The sequence below is a fragment of the Sphaerochaeta associata genome (assembly GCF_022869165.1).
Taxonomy (GTDB): Bacteria; Spirochaetota; Spirochaetia; order Sphaerochaetales; family Sphaerochaetaceae; genus Sphaerochaeta; species Sphaerochaeta associata.
The window spans coordinates 3,067,609-3,089,134 of record NZ_CP094929.1; the positions used below are offsets into that span (position 1 = coordinate 3,067,609).

The window sequence follows — 21,526 nt, forward strand, 5'->3', positions numbered from 1 at the left end:
AAGCTATTACGTAATGAGTCAATCAATATTTGGCATTGAATTCTGTATTTGCAGGTGCTGGATAGCATTTTGCATCATAGGTGAGCGTCTCTATCCCATCACGACCAACCATGAATGTTATATGAGAGAACAGGCCCATAGCATATGCTTGCTCTTTCATGTAATAATGAAGGTTGTCGACGTCAGTGGTTGAATGTCCATCGAGGGCGTTAGCACGGTCTACATACTTCTGCAACGTTTCATCTTTAACACCATTGGTCGTACCATTCGAATATTGGCGGGAATCAAACTTTGCGCGGTACATGGAGACCAGATAATCTGAAGCTCCTGTATTATCCAGCATGATATCCCATTCATATTTGTCTTTGGTATCAATCTTATAGTTGTTGAATAATGCTTGGTCGTACTGAAGAATGGTTGCTTTGATGCCGGTTGCCATCAAATATCCTTGGATCATTTGAGCAACTTTATTCCTTATGGGAGTATTGTCAGTCATTATACGCAGAGTCAGCTCGTTCGGCTTATACCCAGCTTCAGCAAGCAGTGCTTTAGCCTTTACAGGATCATAGTCATTGTAGTCTTCATTCTCCCATTTTGGGTTGAAATCCGGGAATTGATTACTACCAAAATCCTTCAAAGGCGCACCATATCCACTAACAGCTCCCTTTACCAGCCCCTGCTTATCGATCGAGCGAAGAACAGCCATTCTGAGAGGAAGGTTATTGTAGAATACAGAGTCGGTATCAAGGTTTAAATACATCTGATTGGTGATGTTTGATGCATTTTGGAATACCGTATAAGCCTTATTATCCATGAATCGTTGGGCATCGATATTTGACATATTGACGGCCAAATCAATTGTTTTAGTCTCAAGAGCTATGGCCATCTGGGCGGATTCTTTGATGATCTTGTACTCAATCACATCAGGATTTGCTGCCTGCAACGTAGCCAGTTTTGAAGCATCTTTTTGCCAATGATTATTTGTTTTTCTAAATCTTACTACAGAACCAGGAACATACTTCTCCAATTCATAACCGGTAGTCCCGATTGGTGTGGTAGCCATTCCATCCTTGCTGGCTTCAAAAGCCTTCTTGGAAACAATTCTACAAGAGGCAATAACCTTATTCAGGCCGCCTACGAAGTTTGAATTAAGCTTCAGACGGATGGTGTAATCACTGACTTTTTCAAAGGAATCGATGTAACGCATATTCCCGCTTCCACCCATTTCCTTCATTTTTGCGATGCTGAAAATTACATCGTCGGCATTAATATGATTACCGGCAGTATCATGTACGTAGTCATAGATGGTTACTTCGTATACCAGAGGAGCGACCTCTTTATACTCTTTCATAATGTAACCTTCCAAAACACCTCCTACCTCAGAGAGCTCTCCCAAGTATTCGTATAATGTGTAGGAAATAGTTGCAAAACCAGAACCACTCTTCACAAAGGGAGCCAATGTTCCCGGATCTGCATCAATTCCAACTCTTAGCACAATCTCCTTGGGACCGGCATCCTGTGCGGTAGAGGGCGCTTCTGCATTTCCTCCTGCCCACACATTGGTCACGAGCAACAATGTTACCAAGATTGCTAAAATTCTCCTCATTTTCATAGACACTCCTTTTGAAAATTTCTTTTGTGTATTCAGCACTTCATCTAAACACTATGTGGTGCAGATATCGCCGTAAAGCACATGAAATCAAGAAAAGGTGGAATATCTAAATACGCCTCTACGGGTTATAGGAACTTCTCAAAGGATAGTTTTTCGAAGCCACCGGCTGCGGCATTATGGGAAGCCACCCCGACTTTGCCTTGGACAACAGTCTGATGATGGGTTTCTACGAGCAGATTGCAGCAAAGAAGGGAGTCCTGGTCTTCGACCTGGGAAGCCCGGGCGACGGTTCCCACCAGCCCAAGGCCATCAGCAACATTGCAAAGCAATTTCCTGCTCTTGAAGTGGTCGTCTGCCATCTGGCGAGCCCCAGAAGGCATCACAAGATAGAGCTTACTGAAGCCCTCCAAACCATGAAAGCAGAGAACATACACTTCGACCTGGCAGCCCTGCACCACAAGGTGCGCCCTGAAGACTATCCCTTCCCAACCGCACAGGCGTTCATCAACTTGGCAAAGAACATAGCAGGCTCAGAACACCTGATGTGGGGAACCGATGCCCCTTCAACTTTGGTGCAGTACAGCTACCAACAGCTGCTCGATTACCAGTTGGCTCTCTTCAGTGAAAAAGAGCAGAAAATGGTGTTTCATGACAATGCACAGCGGCTGTATTTTTCATGATGGCAAGCCGCTGAATTGCCTTTCGGAATATGATGCAACAATTCAATTATACTGAGTTTTGTAGTACACTTTCTGCATGAAGTACTTGGACGACTGGAAAAACCATTCCCACTTAAGAATATCTCCTGCGATACTATGGGAGTATAATCTTGCAAGATTCGATTGGGAGAAAATGTGTAAGACGGTAGTACTAAGGGTTATCCAACATGGCACCAAGGATGATTGGTATGCAATGTTGAACCTGTACGGGGGAAAGAAACAGGTGGCGGATATCATGAGGCACATCAAACATATTCCTGCAAGGGATGCCTCTTATGCGGCAATTGTACTTGAGATAGATAAGAAGGAGCTTTCATGCTGCACACCGAGAGTGTAGATTCCAGTACCTTTGAACTTTTACAAATACCAATACCTTGATTAAACAGGTCTCATCGAGACCATCCTCTTCTCGCTCTACCACTTCCGGGAACCCTTTGGGAACATCTTCAGGATTGCTGTCTTGCATCCTGCTGCATATGCAGCGTGGAAGCTGAAGAACATCTATGTTTCAATGGTCTGCCACTGTTTATGCAACATATTCTCAGTCATCATGTTCATCATGGCTTGAACAGACAATACCTTTATCCGAAAGGGTCTGCTCTACCAAGGGAACAAGGCTTGGGCTGAGTTGGTGCAGGTTTGCAAGCTGCCAAGCCAGCTCCTGCCTTTCATCCAAACCAAGCACCTTGACCAACTTCTTTCCGTAATACACAGGCCCCATGCTGTGGTCGGCCATGTGGGCGGTGGCAACCGCCTGCCCTACACTGCGACAGAAGAGTTTGTAGGCTGGGTCTGTAATACCTTGAGCATGCTTGTGTACCACCCGGCTTGCCTTCATTGCTGCTCCGGTTCCGACTTTGCCCTCACTCCACTGCCTTCCAACCTGCATCGCTTCAATGAGAACAGGGTCGATGGGGACGGCAAGATACAAAGCAAGATGTTCAGCCATGGCGAGGGCCCACTTCATCAACAAGCGATGATCGACATCAGAGAGCAAGCCACCCCGGTGTCGGGCAACAAAATTGGGATCACGCATGCTTGCTCCTCACTTCCTGATAGATGTGTGCAAGCAAATCGATAAGCTTCTGGTCAAGATCTTCAGCCGTCCAAAGCTCTTTATGGTGCATATAGGCACTCTTTCGCACCTGATAGACTTCTTTCCACACTACTGTTTCATCCCTATAGGATAGAGGCAGGCTGAGCACCAAGGGAGCAGTATTTCCCTTTTGGTAGCGACCGGGTATCCACACATAGGCAAAGGGCTTGCCAGCAAGGAAGGCAATCTGGCTCTTGGTGATCTTCACACTATAAGGCCCAAGGGCGATAATTGCATTCTCCACTGAAGTGTAGAGATCGTGAGAGCGAGGGAAATTGGTGAAGAATTGCTCAGCTGTCATAGCATGATAGTACTACACCCCCAATCAAATAAAAACATGTGCTTTCCTTTCTTCAATGCTACAATACCAGTAAGAGAGGGCCTGTCTGTGCAGCAAAAACAAATTGTCATTACAGAAAAGCTTCCCATAGGCATCAGCTTGTGCGCCATGGGTGGACCGGTTCGGTACAACGGAAAGGGCATCGATGTTCTTACTGCCTTGGGCAGGGAGAAAAACGACTTCACCTTCTTCCCTGTCTGTCCTGAATGCCAGGCAGGACTTGGAGTCACCCGCGACCCGGTGCACCTTAGCGGTGGCAATGGGGAGCAGGTCTGGACCGGAGAGGCCGAAGTGAAGAACCGTTCGGGAAAGCTGGTGACCAGGGAGATGAAACAAGGTTGTCTGGAGTGTTTGGAAGTACTCAAGCGTTCTGGTGTCAACGCCTTCATCTACATGGATGGGAGCCCCTCCTGCGGGGTGTATCGAACTACCCTCAAGAGTACCAAGCGGGGCAATCCACCCGGTGTATTCGGCTCCCTATTGCTGGACGAGGGGTTCTTCCTCATTCCCTCGAGCGACCTGCAAAGCCCGCTGAAATGGTGGGACTGGAGAAGAAGACTGCTTGCCTTCCACTGGTTTGCCAACCACCCCCTGCACTCGATGCAGGAGCTCTATGAGACATGGTATGTACTGAAGTTCCTCTGCCAAGAACTGGACAATACCTGGGCAAGGGAGATGGGACGAACCCTCGCAGGTCTTTCCAAAGGTGACTTCGCACAATTCGAGCCGACCTTCCGCGCCCAAGTGCTCGACCTGCTTCGCCGCCCTTCCACTACGGTGAAAATCACCAACAGCCTTTGGAAGCACTACTCCCACTACCGCAAAAAGAAGGGCAAGAAAGTCGAGGAGATCAACAGCCCGGACTTCAAGCGCAACGTAACGACCATCGCCAAGGAGCTGAGCAGGATGGAGCGCACCGCCTTGGAGGACGACTTCCTCTTCGGTGCAAGTCCCGTCATCTATCGGGACCAACACCGCATGAAGGCTCTTGAACAGCAGAAAGAGATGGAGCAAGAGGTGTAGTCTGTTTCGTATAGACTGATGCACAGACCAGTGATGTGAGAGGGGCAACCAACACCAAGCCGATGCACCCGATGAGGGTGTGCAGAATTTCTGCGGCAACACTTTGGGAGTTGAGAATGCTCATCAACGGGGTTCCCTGGGCCATGTATACCATCATGATGGTCAGGTAGCTGCCGATATAGGCAAGCAGCAAGGTGGTGGTTTGACTGCCTACCACCGATTGCCCGATGTGCATGCCGCTGGCAAACAACTCTTTGCGAGTTACTCCACGATTGTGCAGGTGCACCTCATCGAGGGCTGCACTGATGTCGACGGCCAAATCAAGGATGGCCCCGCTGCAGGAGAGATAGATGGCGGCCTGTAACAGCTTGGTCAGATTCACCTGCTCGAACCCGGCATACAACAATGATTCAGACCAGCTCATTACCGCACCATGGATGGAAAAGTATGAAGTTCCCACCGTGGCCAGCAGACATGTCACCAAGGAACAAAGCAACGAACTTGCGATGGCGCAATAGGCTTTTTTCGTCAATCCTGCTACCAACAAGAGGCAAGAGACGGTTAATGCCGCCCCTACCAACAGAGCGATGAGGATGGGCTCGTACCCTTTGAGGCAGAGGGGAATGAGGACCTTCCAGATCAACAGAAATGCCAACGTGAAGGAAAGCAGGGTACGAAGACCTTTCCTTCCTGAAACCAACAGCAGCAGGGTTGCAAACAACAGAAGCAACTGCAACTCCTTGGGAAATCGGTAAAGACTGACCATATTGGCAAAGATGATCTGCCCATCCTCACTTTGTTCCAACAACACCCATGCCAAGTCACCTTCCTGGTAGACGGTATCGAACTCAAGTTTACCGCCAAGCAGGTTCACAGCCTTCGTCTCCATCCCCTTGAAGGGGGAGCCGAGCAAGCGGACGGTGATCACCTGCTCGCCCATCCTTACCACGCCTTTATTCAAAAGGGTGGTATTGTCCACGGCAATGACACGGGCCTTGGTCCCAACGGCGTTACTGTAGATTTTCCGTTCGAAGCCGGTGGGAATACGAATCAGGACCAGGACAAGCGCGAGTAAACCTAAGACCAGAATCCGTTCACGAACAACCATCTGTACTTTCATCACGTGTTCCTTTACAAGAATTCTCCCCCCGCAGGGAGGGAGAAGAAGAGAAGAAATTTAGTTTGGTTATACAATACCGGTCAGCTGCTTCAGTTTTGCATACACGTCGGTGTTGTCGTAGGAGCCGGCGAAGAGCTCGCTGCCGCTGCCGTATGCATACACACCCACCGGGGTTCCCGTGTGCGAGTAACTGGTCCAGCCGATGCCCGCCTTGTTGTTCAGGATGTGCGTCAGTGTAACGGAGAACGGATTGTAGCCGCCGTAGAGCAGATAGGCCTGGTCGCCGCCATCGCGCTGTTTTGAGGGAAGCATTGCCTGCTTGAAAGCGGCTTCCAGCTTTGAATACTCCAAGGCAGAGAGTACCAGAGCCTTGTTTGCAGCGGTTTCTCCAGGTGCAACCAGGCCAAAATCGGCCGCAACCATGGAAAGCGCCTGCTCGAAGCGCAGGTTTGGATTCTCCTTCTGCAGCTTGGTGAACTTCTCATCGAAAGCGATGTAGGAGAGCTTTTGGTTGTAAAGGATGTCGAAGGCCGTGTTATAGCCGGTACCGGCATAGCCGATGGTCATTCCGCCTGTTTCATGGTCGCCGGTGACCACGATCAAGGTCTCCTCGGGATGGATCTTGGCAAAATCGAGGGCGACAGCTATGGCCTGGTCGAAGGCGAGCAGGTCATAGATTTCCGCTGCAGCATCATTGGCGTGGCATGCCCAGTCGATCTTGCCTGACTCCACCATCATGAAGAATCCCTCTGGGTTGTCCAATACATCGATGCCCTTCTCTACAAATTGGGCAAGACTTACGTCCATCTCGTTCATATCCATGGCATACGGCATGGATCCGCTGTCCTGGAGTCTCGGATTCTGCGCATACACCTTGCCGCTTGCAGAGGTGAGGTTGAGAATCTGTTGCTTGTTGTCAGTAACCAGATAACCGGCTCTCTCAAGCAGGGTGTAGATGCTCGTTCTCCCACCGTCTTCGGCCTTGCTGATCGCCCCGCCTCCGAAGTAGTCGAAGCCGCTTTCCACCATCTGGACACCGATGTCATAGTAGTTGTTTCGGGAAGGTACATGGGCGTAGTAGGCGGCCGGGGTGGCATGGTTGAGGGTGACTGTCGAAACCAAGCCGACTTTCCAACCCTTCTGCTCCTTAAGCTGTTCTGCAATGGTCTGTCCCACGACCTGCTTGTCGATACCAAGCCCGATGGTCCCGCTGTGGGTCTTATACCCGCTGGAGAGCGACGTGGCCGTCGATGCCGAGTCGGGGCAGAACGAAGTTGCATCGTAGGTTGTCTGCAAGCCGAGGGCGGGAAACTCGGTAAAGGTAAGCGGCTTGAGAGAGAGGTTTCCTTTCTCACTGCTGCCTTTCAGAATCTGGGCCGCGTTGATCTGCACATGGCTCATGCCGTCTCCGATGAACATAAAGACATACTTGGGTTTTGCCTGTGTCTGTACAGAGTCCACCCGATTCTGATTCTCTCCTACAGCCTGTGCCGTAAGAGCTGTGAGTACCGCTGCAACAAGCAACAGCACCATCATCATGTGTTTTCTCATGAATTCCTCCACCATAAAAGTCTGGATGGCCATACGATGAGCTTCAATTGCTAGGCTTTCGCGAGCGATTGGTGAGAAATTTTGCAAAAATGTGTGAATGTTGCCTCTTCCAACCAGGTCGTATGGCTGCTAGGATGGGCGTATGCATGAGTTTCCCAAGCTGAACAAGCGAACACGAAAACGGGAGTTTTCCCTCTACACCGAACAAGAACGCTCGGCTGTGGTGTACTATTGGCTCTTCAGCAGAAAGGGGTTTCGTGAACTCGATACGCTGTGCCTCGGGCTGGATGGCAGGGAAAGTCATGGCTGGCAGTCGATGGGAGTCGCCCACTACCTGGGCCTCGATGAGACCCATCACGGGTTCTTCATCCAAGCCACACCTTCATATGCCTTGACCACCCTGCTCCTCCATAGGAAAGAAGATCCCGCCTTTAGCTTGATTTACTGCTACCTGCGCGACTGGTTTGTCCAGCATCCACAATCAGACGACCTTACGGAGGAATTGGCCAAGGAGAAGGACCCGGACTACCATACCGACCGTGTGGAAGCATCGTACTGGATCAAGGAAACGCTTCTGTCCAAGGCGCCCCAACAGGAAATCGACAAGAAATTGTTGAATCTGCTCTCCATCGATGCTTCTGACCAGACGGTTAAATTGGGGTCCAAGCGGTACTATTACAGCAAGGGGGCACTCAAGCAAGCAGTCAAGTACCTTTACGACTTCCAGTGCCAGATCTGCGGTACCAGGATTTATCGGCCTGGATGGGTGAAGACCTTGAGTCGTGAGGAGCAATGGGAGTTCCTCAATGCCGATGCCCACCATATTCAGCCTCTCTCCCAAGAGGGTCCTGACTCACTGACAAATTTGCTCTGTCTCTGTCCTTCCTGCCATCGACGTTTCCATACCAAACAGTTCACGTTGCTCGAGCACAACTGCAAAGTCGGCTGCGAGGACCAGGTCCTGCACCGAAGCTGGGAGGTACTGAAAAAGCATCCGATATTGTTGAGTCATTCATAGATGCAATAAAGCAAGTTCAGTCTTTTACGACTATTTCAATTGATTTCCACTAATCAGTGCAGACATCAACTTTAGAAAGGCTACCTTCAAAATATACCGGAATCTTCGGTAGGTTGGTTGAAAAATATACAGACAGTGCACAGGCCTCACGATAGTGGCTATGCTTAATTGCCAGATTGTTGCTTGCTTCCCACCATCTCTCATCAATTGGGGTTTGCAGGAGTTTTTGTATTACTTTATCTTTTGGCACCCAAACCGGAGCCAGTTTGAGAGCAATTTCTTCCTTAACCAATTGCAAGGGAAGATCTTGTGCCTTGACATCAACAACAAAGTACTCATTTCGAAACCACCCATTCCCATACTTCTCTTCTATCGAACAAAGCCAACGGTTTACTTCTACCACCATTCCCAATTCTTCTAGGCACTCGCGAACGACACAGGCTTGTAATGATTCACCCAAATCGATTCTTCCTCCTGGCAACAAGTACTGGCTTCTTTTTGTTAGGCAAGAAAACAGAATGCAATTATCCTGCTCAATGATTGCTCGACAACCAGCGCTGATTGCAGGAATGATTGTTTGATCTTGCTGAGAGACTTCGCTTCCTAGAAGTTGAATTTTCATACTCCCCTCTCTAACTTGGATGTTTCATCAAATGCAAATGCGAGTGAATGGAACTTCTCCCTCAAAGGAAGAAGCGTTGTATTGTGACGAGTAGGATGGACACGATTGGTCAATAGTATAGCAGCCATTTTTTTTGATTGTGATATCCACAATGATGTCCCGGTAAATCCGGTATGGCCATAATTTCCTATTCCTGCATTCTCACTTGCAGGGGTAGCTCCACGACTCCCTAATAAAAATCCAATACCTCTTGCTGTTTCCAAATTATAGGTATAGTCCGTTGAGAATTCTCTAACCCGTTCATGAGATATAAAGTTCCCCCGTTGACCGCAACCATCACGCAACAGCATCTGACAAAACCGTACAGTATCGCCCAAGCTTGAAAATACGCCTGCATTTCCAGCCACTCCGCCTAGAAATCTTGCATTTTCATCATGTACAGTACCAACAATCACTTTTTGCAAAGTTTTATCAAATTCAGTTGCTACAATAGTATTCTCACCATATCCTGCTTGCAATGGATTAAATACTGTGTGATCCATGCCAAGAGGAGCAAACACCAAATCTCTTGCTATACTATCCAAAGGAGCTCCAACTATACGCTCCAGAATTTTCCCTAATACAATAAAACCGAAACAACTATACTCGTACTTGGTGCCTGGAGAAGCGATAGGTTGTGTTCCAAGGATATAATCCAACGTTTCATCTGGCTGGCCTACCACAGCGTCTAATCGTTGCTCGGCAACAAATCCTGCAGTATGCGTAAGCAACTGTCTAATCGTGGCGCATCTGTAATTTCCAGAACTTTCGAGATAATGCTGGAGGGGTGTATCGTATTTCAACTGCCCTGAATCACACAAAACACTGCTAATCATTGTAGTGGCCAGCACTTTCGTTAAGGATGCAACATCAAACAAAGCACTCTCCGTCATGAGAATTTGTTTAGGGATGCGCTGTTTCAAACCACCAATATACGTAAAAAGCACCTTATCTTCAGAACAAACTGCTGCCGCAAGGCCTGGACAGACTCCATCATCCATGAGTTTGCCTAAAAACGCTTTTAGCTTATCCTCGTTCGATTCCATAGGGTTTTCTCGAGTGATCCTCAGAGTATCTTCAGATTCTATCAATGCCGCAGATTTTGAGTTGAGTAATAAGATTCCCAGCATGAGTATAGTGAAATGCTGTCAACCCTTCTTCTTTAGCCGCGGCAATATTTTCCTCCATGTCATCAGTAAAAAAAACCTCGTCAGCAGAGACCTTCTCCTTTTCAAGGATATATCGATAGAACGCACGATCAGGCTTTGCCAAATGCATCAGATGGGAAGCATAGACTCGATCGAATATGTCATATTGTTTCAATGTGTGGTGAATTCTAAAATGAGAATCTATAACATTCGTGCCGCAGATTATCCTCATATTCTGCCGTTTCAGTCGTTTAATTACCTCCATGGTGGGGACATCCAATACGGGATGAAAGAACCTCCCAAGCAAGCTCTGTCCGTTTCTCTCAACATTGCTTGAAGTCTCCCTCTCATAAATTGTCCAAAACTTTTCTTCATCAATCAGTCCCATGCTGTGATCGTGCAGTGCATGCTTGATTGCTGATGGCATATCTGCAAATGCTAATTCCTTACGCCCAAGGAAAGGAAGTAATTCTGGGGCCATCTGAAAATCTCGTACAATTACCCCACCCATATCGAACATGCATACCTTAATCATAAGAAACCACCCTATTCTTTGCTTGATGAGAACATTACATTGCCACCTAGAAAATATTTTGAAAGCGATAGAAACAAGACAATTATCGGTATACTTGCCATCATAGCAACAGCCATCATCGCCCCTTCATCCGCATATTTCTCTTCAGTGAACTTGACTAAATAGGCAGGAATAGTTTTCATTACCTCTTTCTGAGAAAGAAGTAGAGGCCATAGCAAATTATCCCATTGCCCTCGGAAACACAAAATCGCAGCTGTTGCAATTGCTGGTGTACTATTTCTGAAAACAAGATGCTTGAACAACCTAAACTCTCCCAAACCATCAATCCGGCCTGCATCCAGCATTTCATCAGGAAATGATAATAAGTATTGTCTCATCTGGAAAACTCCGAATGTATTCAGCACAAAAGGGAGCACTAATCCAGTGTACGTATTTTGAAGATGCAGACTAATAGCAATCATATACATGGGAATCATAATTGCTTCGAAGGGAATCATCATTCTACCCATAATCATTAAGAAAACAATTTTCTGGCCTTTAAATGTAAACTTGCTCAAGCCATATCCAGCAAATGAGGATACGAGTACTGATAGAATAGTAGTGCTCAATGCCACTATCAAGGAATTCATCACCGTACGCAAAAAGGTATAGTTTTTTCCATAGTCAGTGACTGCATTATAGTAGTTCTTCATGAAGAAATCTTTTGGAATCCAACGATACGGCATCCTAAAAATTTCAGACGATTTCATGAATGAAGCAGAGAACATGAATACAATCGGCATCATCAATAATCCAATGAAAACAGCAAAAAGGATATTTATTAGAATGTTAGTAGCTTGATTTGAAACTGATTTATTTCGGAGCATGTATTACCTCTAGTCCTTTGATTCCGATGCTTTCATCCGGACAACGGTGAGAATCATCATGATAAAGAATAAGATGAAGCTCATTACACAAGCCCTACTTATATACCTGTCCCTCATAGCAGTTTTATAAATATTTAGAGTAAGAACATTCAAAGGTGCATGAGGGGCTCCCCGTTGTGTGAACAAGTACTGCGTAGAGAAGCTTTTCATGCTATTGAGCATGGCAACAATTGAAACCATCAACGTTGTTGGTTTCAGCAAGGGCATGATAATTTTGCTGATTGTCTGTCTTGAAGTAGCACCATCGATGGTTGCTGCTTCGATAACTGACGTGGGAACTTTGGCAATACCTGTAGCAATGATAATCGTAAAATAGCCAATGTATTTCCAAAAATATATCAATGCAGTTGAGGTGTATAATTTTATTGGCTGTATCAGCCACATATGGTCCGTACCAGGAGTGTTCAACAAGAAGTTAACAAAACTATTTGCAATCCCTCTGGGGTCAAATAACAGCAACCAAATCAACGCAGCAACAACACTAGATAAAACGGCAGGAGAATAAATAAAAAGCTGTATCATCCGTTGCCCTCGGGTTCGCGTGGTTATAACCAAACCAAATACATGCGAAAAAATTGTAAGTGGAATAAAGGAACTGAGAGCAAAGATTGTAGTAGCCTTAATCGACGCCCAAAACTCTGGGGATGTCAGTATAAAAATGTAATTTTTCAACCCAACGAATTCTGGTTTTTTCAAAGATAAAAGTCGTACATTAAAGAAGGTGTTCCAGAATGCATTCAACATTGGATACAAGGAAAACAAAAAGAAAAAGGCAATTGCGGGAGCTACAAAAAACCACCCCCATCGAGCCTTCTGTTCTTCAATACTGAATTTCCGATTTTTCATTCATAGTTCCTCATTGAATGTACAAAATAAGGGCGGTATAAAACCGCCCTCAACGATGGACCAACTATTCCTCATCAATAATCAATTGGACTTGCCTTCTAAAGTTCTTTAGTACAGTCTCAGAATCCTGATTCTGCATCATTACCGCTTCAACAGCTTGTTTCATCTTCTCGATGATAGCACTACTATTTCCGGAATAGAATGTAAGGGTTGCGTGATCGAGATCGGACTTGAATACGTCTGAATACGGCATAGCTTTGAACGTATCTGATTCAAACAACACATGTGTGGGTTGCACCAGATTTACTCGTTTCAAGTAATCTTCAGAATGAGACAACATGAAATCGACCAAGCGCCAACTCCATACCTGTTTTGCCTCAGGAGTATTGCCATTGACCATGTAATAGTGGCATGAGACATGGCAGGGCACCTTCTGCACTGCATCTTCCCACTGAGGATAAGGGATTACCATCCAATCATCGCTTTCATAGAATGAGGGATTCGAACTTCTCATTCTTGCTTGTTGGTAGAGGCCACTTTCACTCATAGCTACCTGCCCGTCATTCGAGTCGAACACCTTAGAAACTGAGACATACGTAGGTCCTCCAAGATTCTTCCCATACGGGCCCCACATTTTCATGTAATCAAAAAATTTCAACCATGCCGCATCATTAATTACTGCGGTCTTTCCGTCATCGCTCACAAGCTTACCACCCATCTGTTCAACCATCGGAAGCATTTCCATGAGATAATAGGTTGCATAACGGAAATCAAAACCACGACTTAAGATAATGTCACCATTATATTTAACAAGCTTTGAGCTAATTTCCATCATGTCTTCCCAAGTCTTCGGGTAATCTTTATCAGGATCTAGGCCTGCTTCTCTAAAAAGCCTCTTATTCAGATATACAGCAAGATTGGTGTATTCTAGAGGCATGCCATGAATATTCCCGTCCAGGGTCACAGCATCAAGAGCTCCAGGCAGATAACGATTCTTCATCTCATCTATAGATTTCAAGCCTATCCAAGATGGATTCAATGCACTTACTTGGCCTTCAACTACAAACTGCCTGATCACAGACTGGCTTTGGTTGAAAACATCCGGCCCTTCACCTGTGGAGAATGCCACAGTAAGCAATTCTGCCATTTTCCCTGAAGGATAAGTTTGATAATCAACACTTACATTAGGATTCAAAGCAACAAACTTTTCGATCAATTCCTTCTCCAACACACTTCTGTTTGGATCGTCATGGGTCCACAATACAAGCTTCACAGGAGATGAAAGATCTACTCCCTTTTCTACCTGCCCTTTTGCCGTGATACTCATCATTGCTAGTATTAAAACTAGCACAATGACCACTGATTTTTTCATTTCTTCCTCCTAATTCTAACCTCTCCAATTTAAACCAAGTATTAAACTTGGGTTATTCTTTTCTTCATTGCATCCTTTGCCAGTAGCACTGCTCCATCCAAAGCATCCCCTTTGCCTTTGGTAAGAATCACATCGGGGTATACGTTCGAAAGTTGCTCTGAAAATTTCGGCATTACAACCTGGTCATGCTGCAATACTCCACCCGCATATACTAAACAAGCATCACGCAACTTAGGCATTCTCCGAACCACGGAAACAACTAACGAGACCAACTCATTTGCTGCTGCATGAAGTATATCCAACGCCAACAAATCACCTTCTAATCCAGCACGGGTAACAAGAGGAGCAACAGCCGCTATGCTGGCTTTATCAAGCTTCGTTCCATTAAAAAGAGCTACAAAATCTTCAGGTTTTTCAAGCCGAAAATAGGATAATAAGGGTTGGAGTAACGTAGTTTCCAAATCCCGCCCCTCTAGACTTCGAAGAGTCCTTTGTACGGCCTGTTGTGCTATCCACCAAGCTGAACCTTCGTCCCCCAAACGCCATCCCAAGCCACCTGCACGGATTAACATTCCATCAGCAGCCCGTCCTAAAGCAATCGACCCCGTTCCAGCAATAATGCAGAGGCCTTGAACACCCCCCGCTCCTCCTGCTAGCAAGATTTCCGCATCATTGCAAAGAAGGATTGGCACATTCTTGCCAAGAAAGGATTCAAAATAATGTTTAAACTGCACTTTCTCATTCGGACGTGACAGCCCAGCATTTCCAAAGCAACCGCCGATAAGATTTGTAATTGAAACACCTGCTTGTAGACATGCATTTTGTATGAGATCAGTGATGGTTTTCTGTATATCATTGTCGGAGGCATAAGCATTGGTGCTGCGTCCTTCAAGTTTATAGATTACTTCACCTGATAAAGTAGCCAATGCAATTCGGCTGCGAGTTCCTCCTCCATCTATCCCAAAAATCAGTTCTGGTTTTGGCATGAGCCCTCCTGTGTGGAAAGACCCAAATGGGTAGTATCAATCACTTTGTTAATGCTACCCCCATTCTTCTGAAGCAGATTTCTTGCAGAATCGGCTTGAATGTTCAGCAGGGCCATCAGTATTGCAGTCTTTGTTTCCTGCCCGGACCCTGCAAACAATTTTTCGGCCTCTTTCTCTGAACACCCGGAAACTTCACTAATCAACCGCTGGGCTCGTTTCACCAGTTTTGCATTTACCGGCATCAAGTTAACCATAAGGTTGTTGTATACTTTCCCGGTTCGGATCATTGCAGTCGTAGTGATCATATTTAAGGCAAGCTTTTGAGCAGTGCCTGCTTTCATTCTAGTTGACCCAGTTACAATCTCCGGGCCTACGGGAATATAAACTCTGCGACCAGAGTCAATAAGTTCAAACACAGGAGTCTTTTGGTTGCAACTTATTGCACCTACTTTGGCTCCAAGCTGCTTTGCATAGCGAATAGCTTCAACAACAAAAGGAGCTCCACCGGATGCGGTTATTCCTACAAGAACATCCCTTGAGGAAAAACCAACCCGTTGTAGAGCCTCTATACCCGCAGCTTCATCGTCCTCTGCATTCTCGATAGAACGGGTCAGTGCAGGAAGACCCCCAGCGATAATTCCTTGGACCTGTTCAGGGCTGACTCCAAATGTCGGAGGGCACTCTGATGCATCCAGAACGCCTAACCGACCCGACGTACCTGCACCAATATAAAAAAGCCTTCCACCAGAAATAAAGGACTCCACTACATCCTCAACAATGTTTCCAATCTGGGGTAAAGCTTTCTCAACAGCAAAGGGGACCTGCTTGTCTTCGGCATTGATAATACCTAAAATTTCCAATGTATCTTTTGCGTCAATCCTATAAGAAATAGGATTTCGCTGTTCTGTAGTTAATAGTTCATTCTGCATGTTTTTACTATAAGCCATAGAAGCAACTCACTACAACAAATATTTTTAGATACTTTTTAACATATATGATAATTTTTTTCATTTACAAAACTAGGAAAGCCGGCTACCTTAGAAATATGAAACACTACTTATCCATAATCAAACAACTTTTCCCGCATCTAAATCCATCTGAAAAGAAAGTTGCAGACTATATTCTACAAAACTCGAATACTGTAGTAGATGAGAATATCCAAGATTTAGCGGTACTTGCCAAAACTAGTACTGCAGCCATTACACGGTTTTGCAAACGAATCGGATGCGAGGGATTTATGGAACTCCGACTTGCACTTGCACGCGAGATTTTCAGTACATCTCCAATCGAACAAAACACCTTGGTTAAACCTGAAGAAGCAACGAATATTGACGATCTTACTGCTGCATTACTCGATACCATTGTAAGCAGTCTCTTTTCTCTAAAGCCACTTCTTTCCACCGATAAAATCGAGAAAGCAGTTGATATTATCAGCAATTCCCGACATATCCTCTTAATTGGCATAGGCGCTTCAGGGCTTGTAGCCTCGGATTTTCAGCAAAAACTCATTCGTATCGGGATACCAGCATTCTGCCCATCAGACCCCGACATTCAGATAGTTCAAGCATGTTCCCTAAACACATCAGATGTAGCAATCTTATTTTCGTATTCTGGAGAGACCAATCATACTCTCAGAACAGCAATTCAAGCCCATAAAGCTGGAGCGAAAGTAATTGCAGTAACAAGAATCAGACCAAATTCGCTTTCAAAAATTTCTGATATTGTTTTGCAAGTTCCTGATACTGAAGCCCTATTCCGAGAAGGGGCAACACTATCCCGGATTAATCAGCTTGTAGTCGTCGATATTCTATATGCGGCTCTCATCAGCCGGAAAAAAGATGCGGCCGAACATATTAGCAACACCTGGAAAGCTGTTTCACACATTGGAGCTACGTAGGCAACCTCTATCATGTTTCTATCTCGTGCATAGGTACGGCCAAATAGTGGAACTATTCATAAGAAATCTGTTCGTGAAGCAAAGATTAATTATCTCTTAGCCTTCTTTATGGTATACTTACCCAAAGGAGACTCATGGATGGCGACACTGTATGAACGGGCACTGGGATCACTGCTTGGCAGTTTTGTCGGTGATGCCTTCGGGGCCCAAACCGAGTTCAAGCGGGAAAAGGATATCCTGAAGCAATTCCCATCCGGTATCACTGAGATGGATGATGCTGAGCGCTCGGTGGGGAAAGTCGGGGAAATAACCGACGACAGTGAAATGGCCATCATGATGCTCCAGAGCATCCTATCCAATGGCTCTTACTCCCAAAGCCATGTAATAAAAGCCTATCAGAGGTGGCGCAATGCAGGACCGGAAGATATCGGCATCACCATATGTGGAGCACTTGATGGAAGATTGAATCCCAACAGTCAAGCCAATGGTGCGCTGATGCGCATCACACCCTTGGGAATCCTGGGATGCAGGCTCTCCATCCCCGCCTTGATGCAGCTTTCCGACCTCGACTGCTCCATCACCCACACTCATCCCGTCAGCAGGGACTGTAATCGTCTCTTTGTCTTCGCCCTCAGCCTTGCCATCTGCAAGGGCTGGAGCGCCGAGGAAGTATACGCCTACCTCCTCGAGGCAGCACCTTCTTATGTGTCTGAACGGGAAGTGCTGGAGGCATTGCATAAGGCAAAAGATGCACCACCCGAAGGGATTGATGGGAATCTCAAGGGTTGGGTCATCATTGCCTTTCAACTTGCCTTCTATACAGTGCTGCATGCCAGGAATTTCGAGGAAGGCATGATAGAACTTACCATGCGGGCCGGCGATGCCGATACGAATGCCGCCATTTATGGGGCTTTGGCCGGTGCTTTTGCCGGAGAGGCGGGCATCCCTGCCCGTTGGAAGCAGGCACTGAAGCTGACTGCCTGCATCAAGCGGCTGTTCATCTGTGGTGAGGAGCCGCTTGAAGAGAAGGCTGGGGTGTGGACGAAGGCGCTGCTGGATCTGCCGGTAGGAAACGTGTTCAAGTAACTATTTCATTTCGCAGGTTTTTCCTCTTGCTTCTTCCCTTGGCAAAGGCCACACTTCGTCCCATGAAATCCAACATTACCGAAGAGACCTGCAACGGCATCAGCGGGTATCGCTTGTTCTCAGGTGGATACAGTGCATTCATCTGTGCCCACATGGGGGCGAACTGCATCCAGCTGACCAAAGATGATGTGTCGCTGCTGCGCACTCCCCCCTCACGGGAGCAGTTCGCCGCCCAACCAAACCTGTACGGGATTCCCCTGCTTTTTCCTCCCAATCGGATCAAGGAAGGACGATATATGTTTGAAGGAAGGGAGTATCGTTTTCCAATCAACGAGCCTGAGCGTGGTCATCACATCCATGGGTTTTTGAGCAGCACGCCTTTCAAGCCAAGGGCTAGATGGTACAATGAGACCCAAGCTCATATCAGCTTTGTCTATGAGGCTGCTGCAGATGACCCCTATCTACAGTTTGGTCATACATTCAAGGTCGAGTCGGCATTCTCTCTTTCAGAGGCCGGGCTCGGACATGCGTTGACCATCACCAACACCTCAGAAAATGAGATGCCGGTGGGTGTTGGATTCCATACTACGTTCAATGCTGACTTTCTGGGTACCGGAAAGGAAGAGGAGTACGTGCTTTGTTTGGACGCCGGACAGGAAATCCTTATCGACCGGCCGACATTCATCCCTACCGGTGAGTATGTTCAATCCAATGAGCTGCTGGAAACACTGCGACAGGGAACCTATCGTCCATACACACAGGCTCTTTCCAACCACTTCACTACAAAGCGGGAACCGGTGCATGAACTATGGTATATGCACCAACCGAGCCGAACCAGCATCCACTATAGCACGAAGTCCCCCTTGGACTATTGGATGCTTTTCAACAAGGGAGGCTGTGAAGGGTTTGTCTGTGCGGAGCCGCAGACCTGGATCATCGATGCACCTAATTCGAAGCTGGCACCCGAGCAGAGTGGATTTCGTAGTCTTGGTCCACAGCAGAGTCTTACGCTTCGTTCACGTCTTTCAATGACTGCCGGGTAGCCAGCAGTTCCTGGATACCCTTGATGGACCCGAACAGCCCGGCTGCCTCGGTGGGGAGGAATATCTTCTGGCTTGTCCCGTTGGCAAGGTCCTTGGCAATTTCATTCTGTGAACGCAATATCTCCATCATAAGCAGGTTTTCCGACCCGCCTTGCTCGGAGTAGACCTTGCGCACCGCATCAAGACCTACCGCCTTTGCCTGTTGTACCAACTGGATCGATTCAGCCTCGCCTTGGGCGAGCAGGATTTTCTCCGCCTTGATCGCCTCAGCCTTCATAATACGCGATTCGCTCTCACCTTGGGCATTGAGGATCAAGCTCTGCTTGATTCCTTCCGCCTCAAGGATGGCGGCCTGCTTCTTCCCTTCGGCGATGGTGACTTCCTGCCTTCGGGTACGCTCGGCGCGCATCTGCCGCTCCATGTCCTCCTTGAGATCTGCAGGGGGAACTATGTCTTGGATCTCGACGCGAAGGATTTTCACTCCCCATTTGTCGGTCGCCTCATCGAGGATGGTGCGCAGCCGTTGATTCACCGTATCGCGTGAGGAGAGGCTGGTATCGAGATCCATCTCTCCGAAGACGTTGCGCATGGTGGTTTTGGAGAGCTCGCGTATGGCCATGATAAGGTCGCTGATCTCATACAGGGCACGATGGGGTTCCACAATCTGGTAGAAAATCAGGGTATCGACGGTCAGGCTGATGTTGTCACGTGTGATCACCGCCTGCGAGGGGATGTCATAGACCTGCTCGCGAAGGTCGACGCAATAGGCGGAAAGCCCGTCGGGCTTGTAGTTCAGGTGCTTGACCACCCGCTTGCGGTCCAGAAAGGGGATGATGAAGTTGATGCCCGAATCCAGGGTGCGTACGTATTTTCCCAACCGCTCGATGATCATCGCCTGGCCCTGGGGCACTTGCTTGATTCCCTTAAGGACGATCAGAATGACAAAGAATGTAATCGCAAGAATAATATAAAGCTCTTCCATCCCCTACTCCTTTGCAACCAGCAGCTTCACACCGTCAAGCGCCTTCACGGTGACTATCTGGTCGACGGCAAGTGTTTCTGTACCTTTTGCTGTAGCACTCCAGACTTCCTTGCGAACCCGCACCTTCCCCGTCGCCTTGAGTGGATCGATCGGCTCGATGACCACGGCCTGTTGGCCGATCAAGGAGGCTGCGTTTGTGTTGACCCCACGCTTGCTCGTAAGGCGATTGGTGAAGATCCTCCGTACAAACACGGTGAGAATGAGCAGGGTTACGGCAAAGGTAATCAATACCACGGACGTTGAGGCACCAAAATAGACAGGTATGGCTGCAACTATGGTTGCAAGCCCGAACCACATGATGATGAACCCTGGTGTTATGACTTCCATGGCCATCAAGAGAATTCCAACTGTTACGAAAACCCACCACAGATTCATCAGTTCCCCCTTGTGTGCTTCGCACCTAGGCAAAACTGTAGACCCGGTGTTCCCACCTGTCAACCATGCCAATCGGAACACTGTATGTTATTGTGCATCAATGAGCTGATTCCAGCGGTCCAGCAAGCGTTGCTTATTCCCCCCGACCCAGAGTGGGTCGTAGGGAATGTCCCCAAGCTTATTGTTGGGAACCATGTTCGCAGGCAACTGTATATCGGTACGTACGGTCCTGCGGTTGATGTCGCCCATCACTGTCTGAACTTCCTTGCTGAGGATGTAGTCCACAAACTTTCGGGCATTGCCAAGGTTCCTTGCTCCTTTGATAATGGCAATCGGGCTGGGGACCTTCGATGAACCTTCGACGGGATAGACAACCTTCAAATCGGCACCGGCTCTTGCAGACTTGAGGGCCGCCTCTTCGTAGGTGATTCCCACTGCATACCGGCCGTCGGCTACGCCCTCATAGACTGCAGAGGAGGATGTGAGGACTTTCCCGTCCAGGGCCTCTACAAAGCGCTTCATATACGTCCAACCGGTTTCGTTGTCACCCCCCATGCTGAGCAGCTGGATGACAAGCGCCATGAAAGCCGACCCTGACCGCTCGGGATCTGCATGGGCAATGTTTCCTTTGAATGCAGGATTGAGCAAATCAGCCCAACCCTTGGGTGCGGATGCTTCCTCCACCAATGTTGGATTGTAAATAATCACCATCGGATCGATGGTGGTACCATGCCAGCGGTTGCCCGGGTCGCGGGTGACGTCAAGAACTTTGCTCATATGCTTGTGTGCATACGGTTGCAGCAAATTGATGATCGCCTGATAGGAGTCCGAACCTCCTCCCCAGAGAATATCGGCAACAGGAGCTTCCTTTTCTGAGTGGATTCGCTCGATCAAGTCGCCGGTGCCTCCGCTGACAAGCGTAACAGTGATACCTGTATGCTTCTCGAATTCCGAGATGATGGGCTCAGTCCAGTCTGTTGCATGGGAGGTGTAAAGCACCAGCTCCCCCGTTTCAGACTTAGCCTCGCTGGTACCGGTGGCAACGAGATCTGCCGTCATGTAGAGTATTGCTGTCAAGCACACGACTACTTTGTGCATACAGACTCCTTGACGTTGATTGTAAGGCCGAT

The 21,526-nt window shown here is 47.4% G+C and carries 24 protein-coding genes; 8 read left to right on the plus strand and 16 right to left on the minus strand.

Features of this window, described 5'->3' with window-relative positions; genetic code table 11:
- Nucleotides 1-22: 22 nt before the first annotated feature.
- Complete coding sequence (locus tag MUG09_RS14155) at nt 23-1,612, minus strand: ABC transporter substrate-binding protein (protein WP_244772090.1); 1,590 nt, start codon at nt 1,610-1,612, stop codon at nt 23-25.
- A 176-nt stretch (nt 1,613-1,788) separates the two neighbouring features.
- On the opposite strand from MUG09_RS14155, the gene MUG09_RS14160 reads away from it, so the two are divergent.
- The 3 genes from MUG09_RS14160 to MUG09_RS16575 all read left to right on the plus strand — a co-directional run bounded on the left by MUG09_RS14160 (nt 1,789) and on the right by MUG09_RS16575 (nt 2,899).
- On the plus strand, nt 1,789-2,292 hold the full coding sequence (locus tag MUG09_RS14160; RefSeq protein ID WP_244772091.1) for an amidohydrolase family protein: 504 nt from the start codon (nt 1,789-1,791) through the stop codon (nt 2,290-2,292).
- A 76-nt stretch (nt 2,293-2,368) separates the two neighbouring features.
- The gene (locus MUG09_RS14165; RefSeq protein WP_244772092.1) at nt 2,369-2,668 is read left to right on the plus strand and encodes a DUF6922 domain-containing protein; all 300 of its coding nucleotides are present in this window, start codon (nt 2,369-2,371) and stop codon (nt 2,666-2,668) included.
- A gap of 63 nt (nt 2,669-2,731) precedes the next feature.
- On the plus strand, nt 2,732-2,899 hold the full coding sequence (locus MUG09_RS16575) for a hypothetical protein (protein ID WP_425314093.1): 168 nt from the start codon (nt 2,732-2,734) through the stop codon (nt 2,897-2,899).
- Here MUG09_RS16575 and MUG09_RS14170 read toward each other — a convergent pair.
- Nucleotides 2,873-3,367 carry a putative immunity protein gene (locus tag MUG09_RS14170; RefSeq protein WP_244772093.1) on the minus strand — a complete coding sequence of 165 codons (495 nt, stop codon included), beginning with the start codon at nt 3,365-3,367 and terminating at the stop codon, nt 2,873-2,875. The genes MUG09_RS16575 and MUG09_RS14170 overlap by 27 nt on opposite strands.
- The gene (locus tag MUG09_RS14175) at nt 3,360-3,728 is read right to left on the minus strand and encodes a DUF5655 domain-containing protein (protein ID WP_244772094.1); all 369 of its coding nucleotides are present in this window, start codon (nt 3,726-3,728) and stop codon (nt 3,360-3,362) included. Before MUG09_RS14175 ends, MUG09_RS14170 begins: the two co-directional genes overlap by 8 nt.
- Nucleotides 3,729-3,815: 87 nt before the next feature.
- On the opposite strand from MUG09_RS14175, the gene MUG09_RS14180 reads away from it, so the two are divergent.
- On the plus strand, nt 3,816-4,790 hold the full coding sequence (locus MUG09_RS14180; RefSeq protein WP_244772095.1) for a 2-thiouracil desulfurase family protein: 975 nt from the start codon (nt 3,816-3,818) through the stop codon (nt 4,788-4,790).
- Here MUG09_RS14180 and MUG09_RS14185 read toward each other — a convergent pair.
- Together MUG09_RS14185 and MUG09_RS14190 are read right to left on the minus strand one after the other, a co-directional pair.
- Complete coding sequence (locus MUG09_RS14185; protein WP_244772096.1) at nt 4,723-5,910, minus strand: YibE/F family protein; 1,188 nt, start codon at nt 5,908-5,910, stop codon at nt 4,723-4,725. The two genes, MUG09_RS14180 and MUG09_RS14185, sit on opposite strands and share 68 nt — an antisense overlap.
- 66 nt (nt 5,911-5,976) lie before the next feature.
- Nucleotides 5,977-7,461: an alkaline phosphatase gene (locus MUG09_RS14190; RefSeq protein ID WP_244772097.1), complete on the minus strand. Its 1,485-nt coding sequence runs from the start codon at nt 7,459-7,461 to the stop codon at nt 5,977-5,979.
- A 142-nt stretch (nt 7,462-7,603) separates the two neighbouring features.
- On the opposite strand from MUG09_RS14190, the gene MUG09_RS14195 reads away from it, so the two are divergent.
- Nucleotides 7,604-8,479, plus strand: coding sequence for an HNH endonuclease (locus MUG09_RS14195; protein WP_244772098.1), 876 nt, complete (start codon nt 7,604-7,606; stop codon nt 8,477-8,479).
- Nucleotides 8,480-8,528: 49 nt separating this feature from the next.
- Here MUG09_RS14195 and MUG09_RS14200 read toward each other — a convergent pair whose 3' ends face one another.
- The 8 genes from MUG09_RS14200 to murQ form a co-directional block, all read right to left on the minus strand.
- Nucleotides 8,529-9,101 (minus strand): NUDIX hydrolase, encoded by a 573-nt coding sequence (locus MUG09_RS14200; protein WP_244772099.1) that lies wholly within the window; start codon nt 9,099-9,101, stop codon nt 8,529-8,531.
- On the minus strand, nt 9,098-10,270 hold the full coding sequence (locus tag MUG09_RS14205; RefSeq protein WP_244772100.1) for a serine hydrolase domain-containing protein: 1,173 nt from the start codon (nt 10,268-10,270) through the stop codon (nt 9,098-9,100). Before MUG09_RS14205 ends, MUG09_RS14200 begins: the two co-directional genes overlap by 4 nt.
- On the minus strand, nt 10,218-10,823 hold the full coding sequence (locus MUG09_RS14210) for an HAD-IA family hydrolase (protein WP_244772101.1): 606 nt from the start codon (nt 10,821-10,823) through the stop codon (nt 10,218-10,220). Before MUG09_RS14210 ends, MUG09_RS14205 begins: the two co-directional genes overlap by 53 nt.
- Nucleotides 10,824-10,834: 11 nt before the next feature.
- Nucleotides 10,835-11,689 carry a carbohydrate ABC transporter permease gene (locus MUG09_RS14215; RefSeq protein WP_425314084.1) on the minus strand — a complete coding sequence of 285 codons (855 nt, stop codon included), beginning with the start codon at nt 11,687-11,689 and terminating at the stop codon, nt 10,835-10,837.
- A 9-nt stretch (nt 11,690-11,698) separates the two neighbouring features.
- Nucleotides 11,699-12,595, minus strand: a complete 897-nt coding sequence (locus MUG09_RS14220; RefSeq protein WP_244772103.1) for a carbohydrate ABC transporter permease — start codon at nt 12,593-12,595, stop codon at nt 11,699-11,701.
- A gap of 64 nt (nt 12,596-12,659) precedes the next feature.
- The gene (locus MUG09_RS14225; protein WP_244772104.1) at nt 12,660-13,967 is read right to left on the minus strand and encodes an ABC transporter substrate-binding protein; all 1,308 of its coding nucleotides are present in this window, start codon (nt 13,965-13,967) and stop codon (nt 12,660-12,662) included.
- A gap of 41 nt (nt 13,968-14,008) precedes the next feature.
- Nucleotides 14,009-14,953 (minus strand): BadF/BadG/BcrA/BcrD ATPase family protein, encoded by a 945-nt coding sequence (locus MUG09_RS14230; protein ID WP_244772105.1) that lies wholly within the window; start codon nt 14,951-14,953, stop codon nt 14,009-14,011.
- Nucleotides 14,935-15,882 carry an N-acetylmuramic acid 6-phosphate etherase gene (murQ, locus tag MUG09_RS14235; RefSeq protein WP_244772106.1) on the minus strand — a complete coding sequence of 316 codons (948 nt, stop codon included), beginning with the start codon at nt 15,880-15,882 and terminating at the stop codon, nt 14,935-14,937. Before murQ ends, MUG09_RS14230 begins: the two co-directional genes overlap by 19 nt.
- Before the next feature lie 116 nt (nt 15,883-15,998).
- Here murQ and MUG09_RS14240 point away from each other — a divergent pair, with 116 nt between their 5' ends.
- The 3 genes from MUG09_RS14240 to MUG09_RS14250 all read left to right on the plus strand — a co-directional run bounded on the left by MUG09_RS14240 (nt 15,999) and on the right by MUG09_RS14250 (nt 18,979).
- Entirely contained in the window at nt 15,999-16,850 is an 852-nt protein-coding gene (locus MUG09_RS14240; protein ID WP_244772107.1) for a MurR/RpiR family transcriptional regulator, read from the plus strand.
- A 138-nt stretch (nt 16,851-16,988) separates the two neighbouring features.
- A complete protein-coding gene (locus tag MUG09_RS14245) occupies nt 16,989-17,936 on the plus strand; it encodes an ADP-ribosylglycohydrolase family protein (protein ID WP_244772108.1) in 948 nt (315 codons plus the stop codon).
- A 62-nt stretch (nt 17,937-17,998) separates the two neighbouring features.
- Nucleotides 17,999-18,979: an aldose 1-epimerase gene (locus tag MUG09_RS14250; RefSeq protein ID WP_244772109.1), complete on the plus strand. Its 981-nt coding sequence runs from the start codon at nt 17,999-18,001 to the stop codon at nt 18,977-18,979.
- Here the strand turns inward: MUG09_RS14250 and MUG09_RS14255 are convergent.
- The 3 genes from MUG09_RS14255 to MUG09_RS14265 form a co-directional block, all read right to left on the minus strand.
- Nucleotides 18,942-19,961 (minus strand): SPFH domain-containing protein, encoded by a 1,020-nt coding sequence (locus MUG09_RS14255; protein WP_244772110.1) that lies wholly within the window; start codon nt 19,959-19,961, stop codon nt 18,942-18,944. The two genes, MUG09_RS14250 and MUG09_RS14255, sit on opposite strands and share 38 nt — an antisense overlap.
- Nucleotides 19,962-19,964: 3 nt before the next feature.
- Nucleotides 19,965-20,396 (minus strand): NfeD family protein, encoded by a 432-nt coding sequence (locus tag MUG09_RS14260; RefSeq protein WP_244772111.1) that lies wholly within the window; start codon nt 20,394-20,396, stop codon nt 19,965-19,967.
- Between the two features lie 87 nt (nt 20,397-20,483).
- On the minus strand, nt 20,484-21,494 hold the full coding sequence (locus MUG09_RS14265) for an ABC transporter substrate-binding protein (protein ID WP_244772112.1): 1,011 nt from the start codon (nt 21,492-21,494) through the stop codon (nt 20,484-20,486).
- Nucleotides 21,495-21,526: the final 32 nt, after the last annotated feature.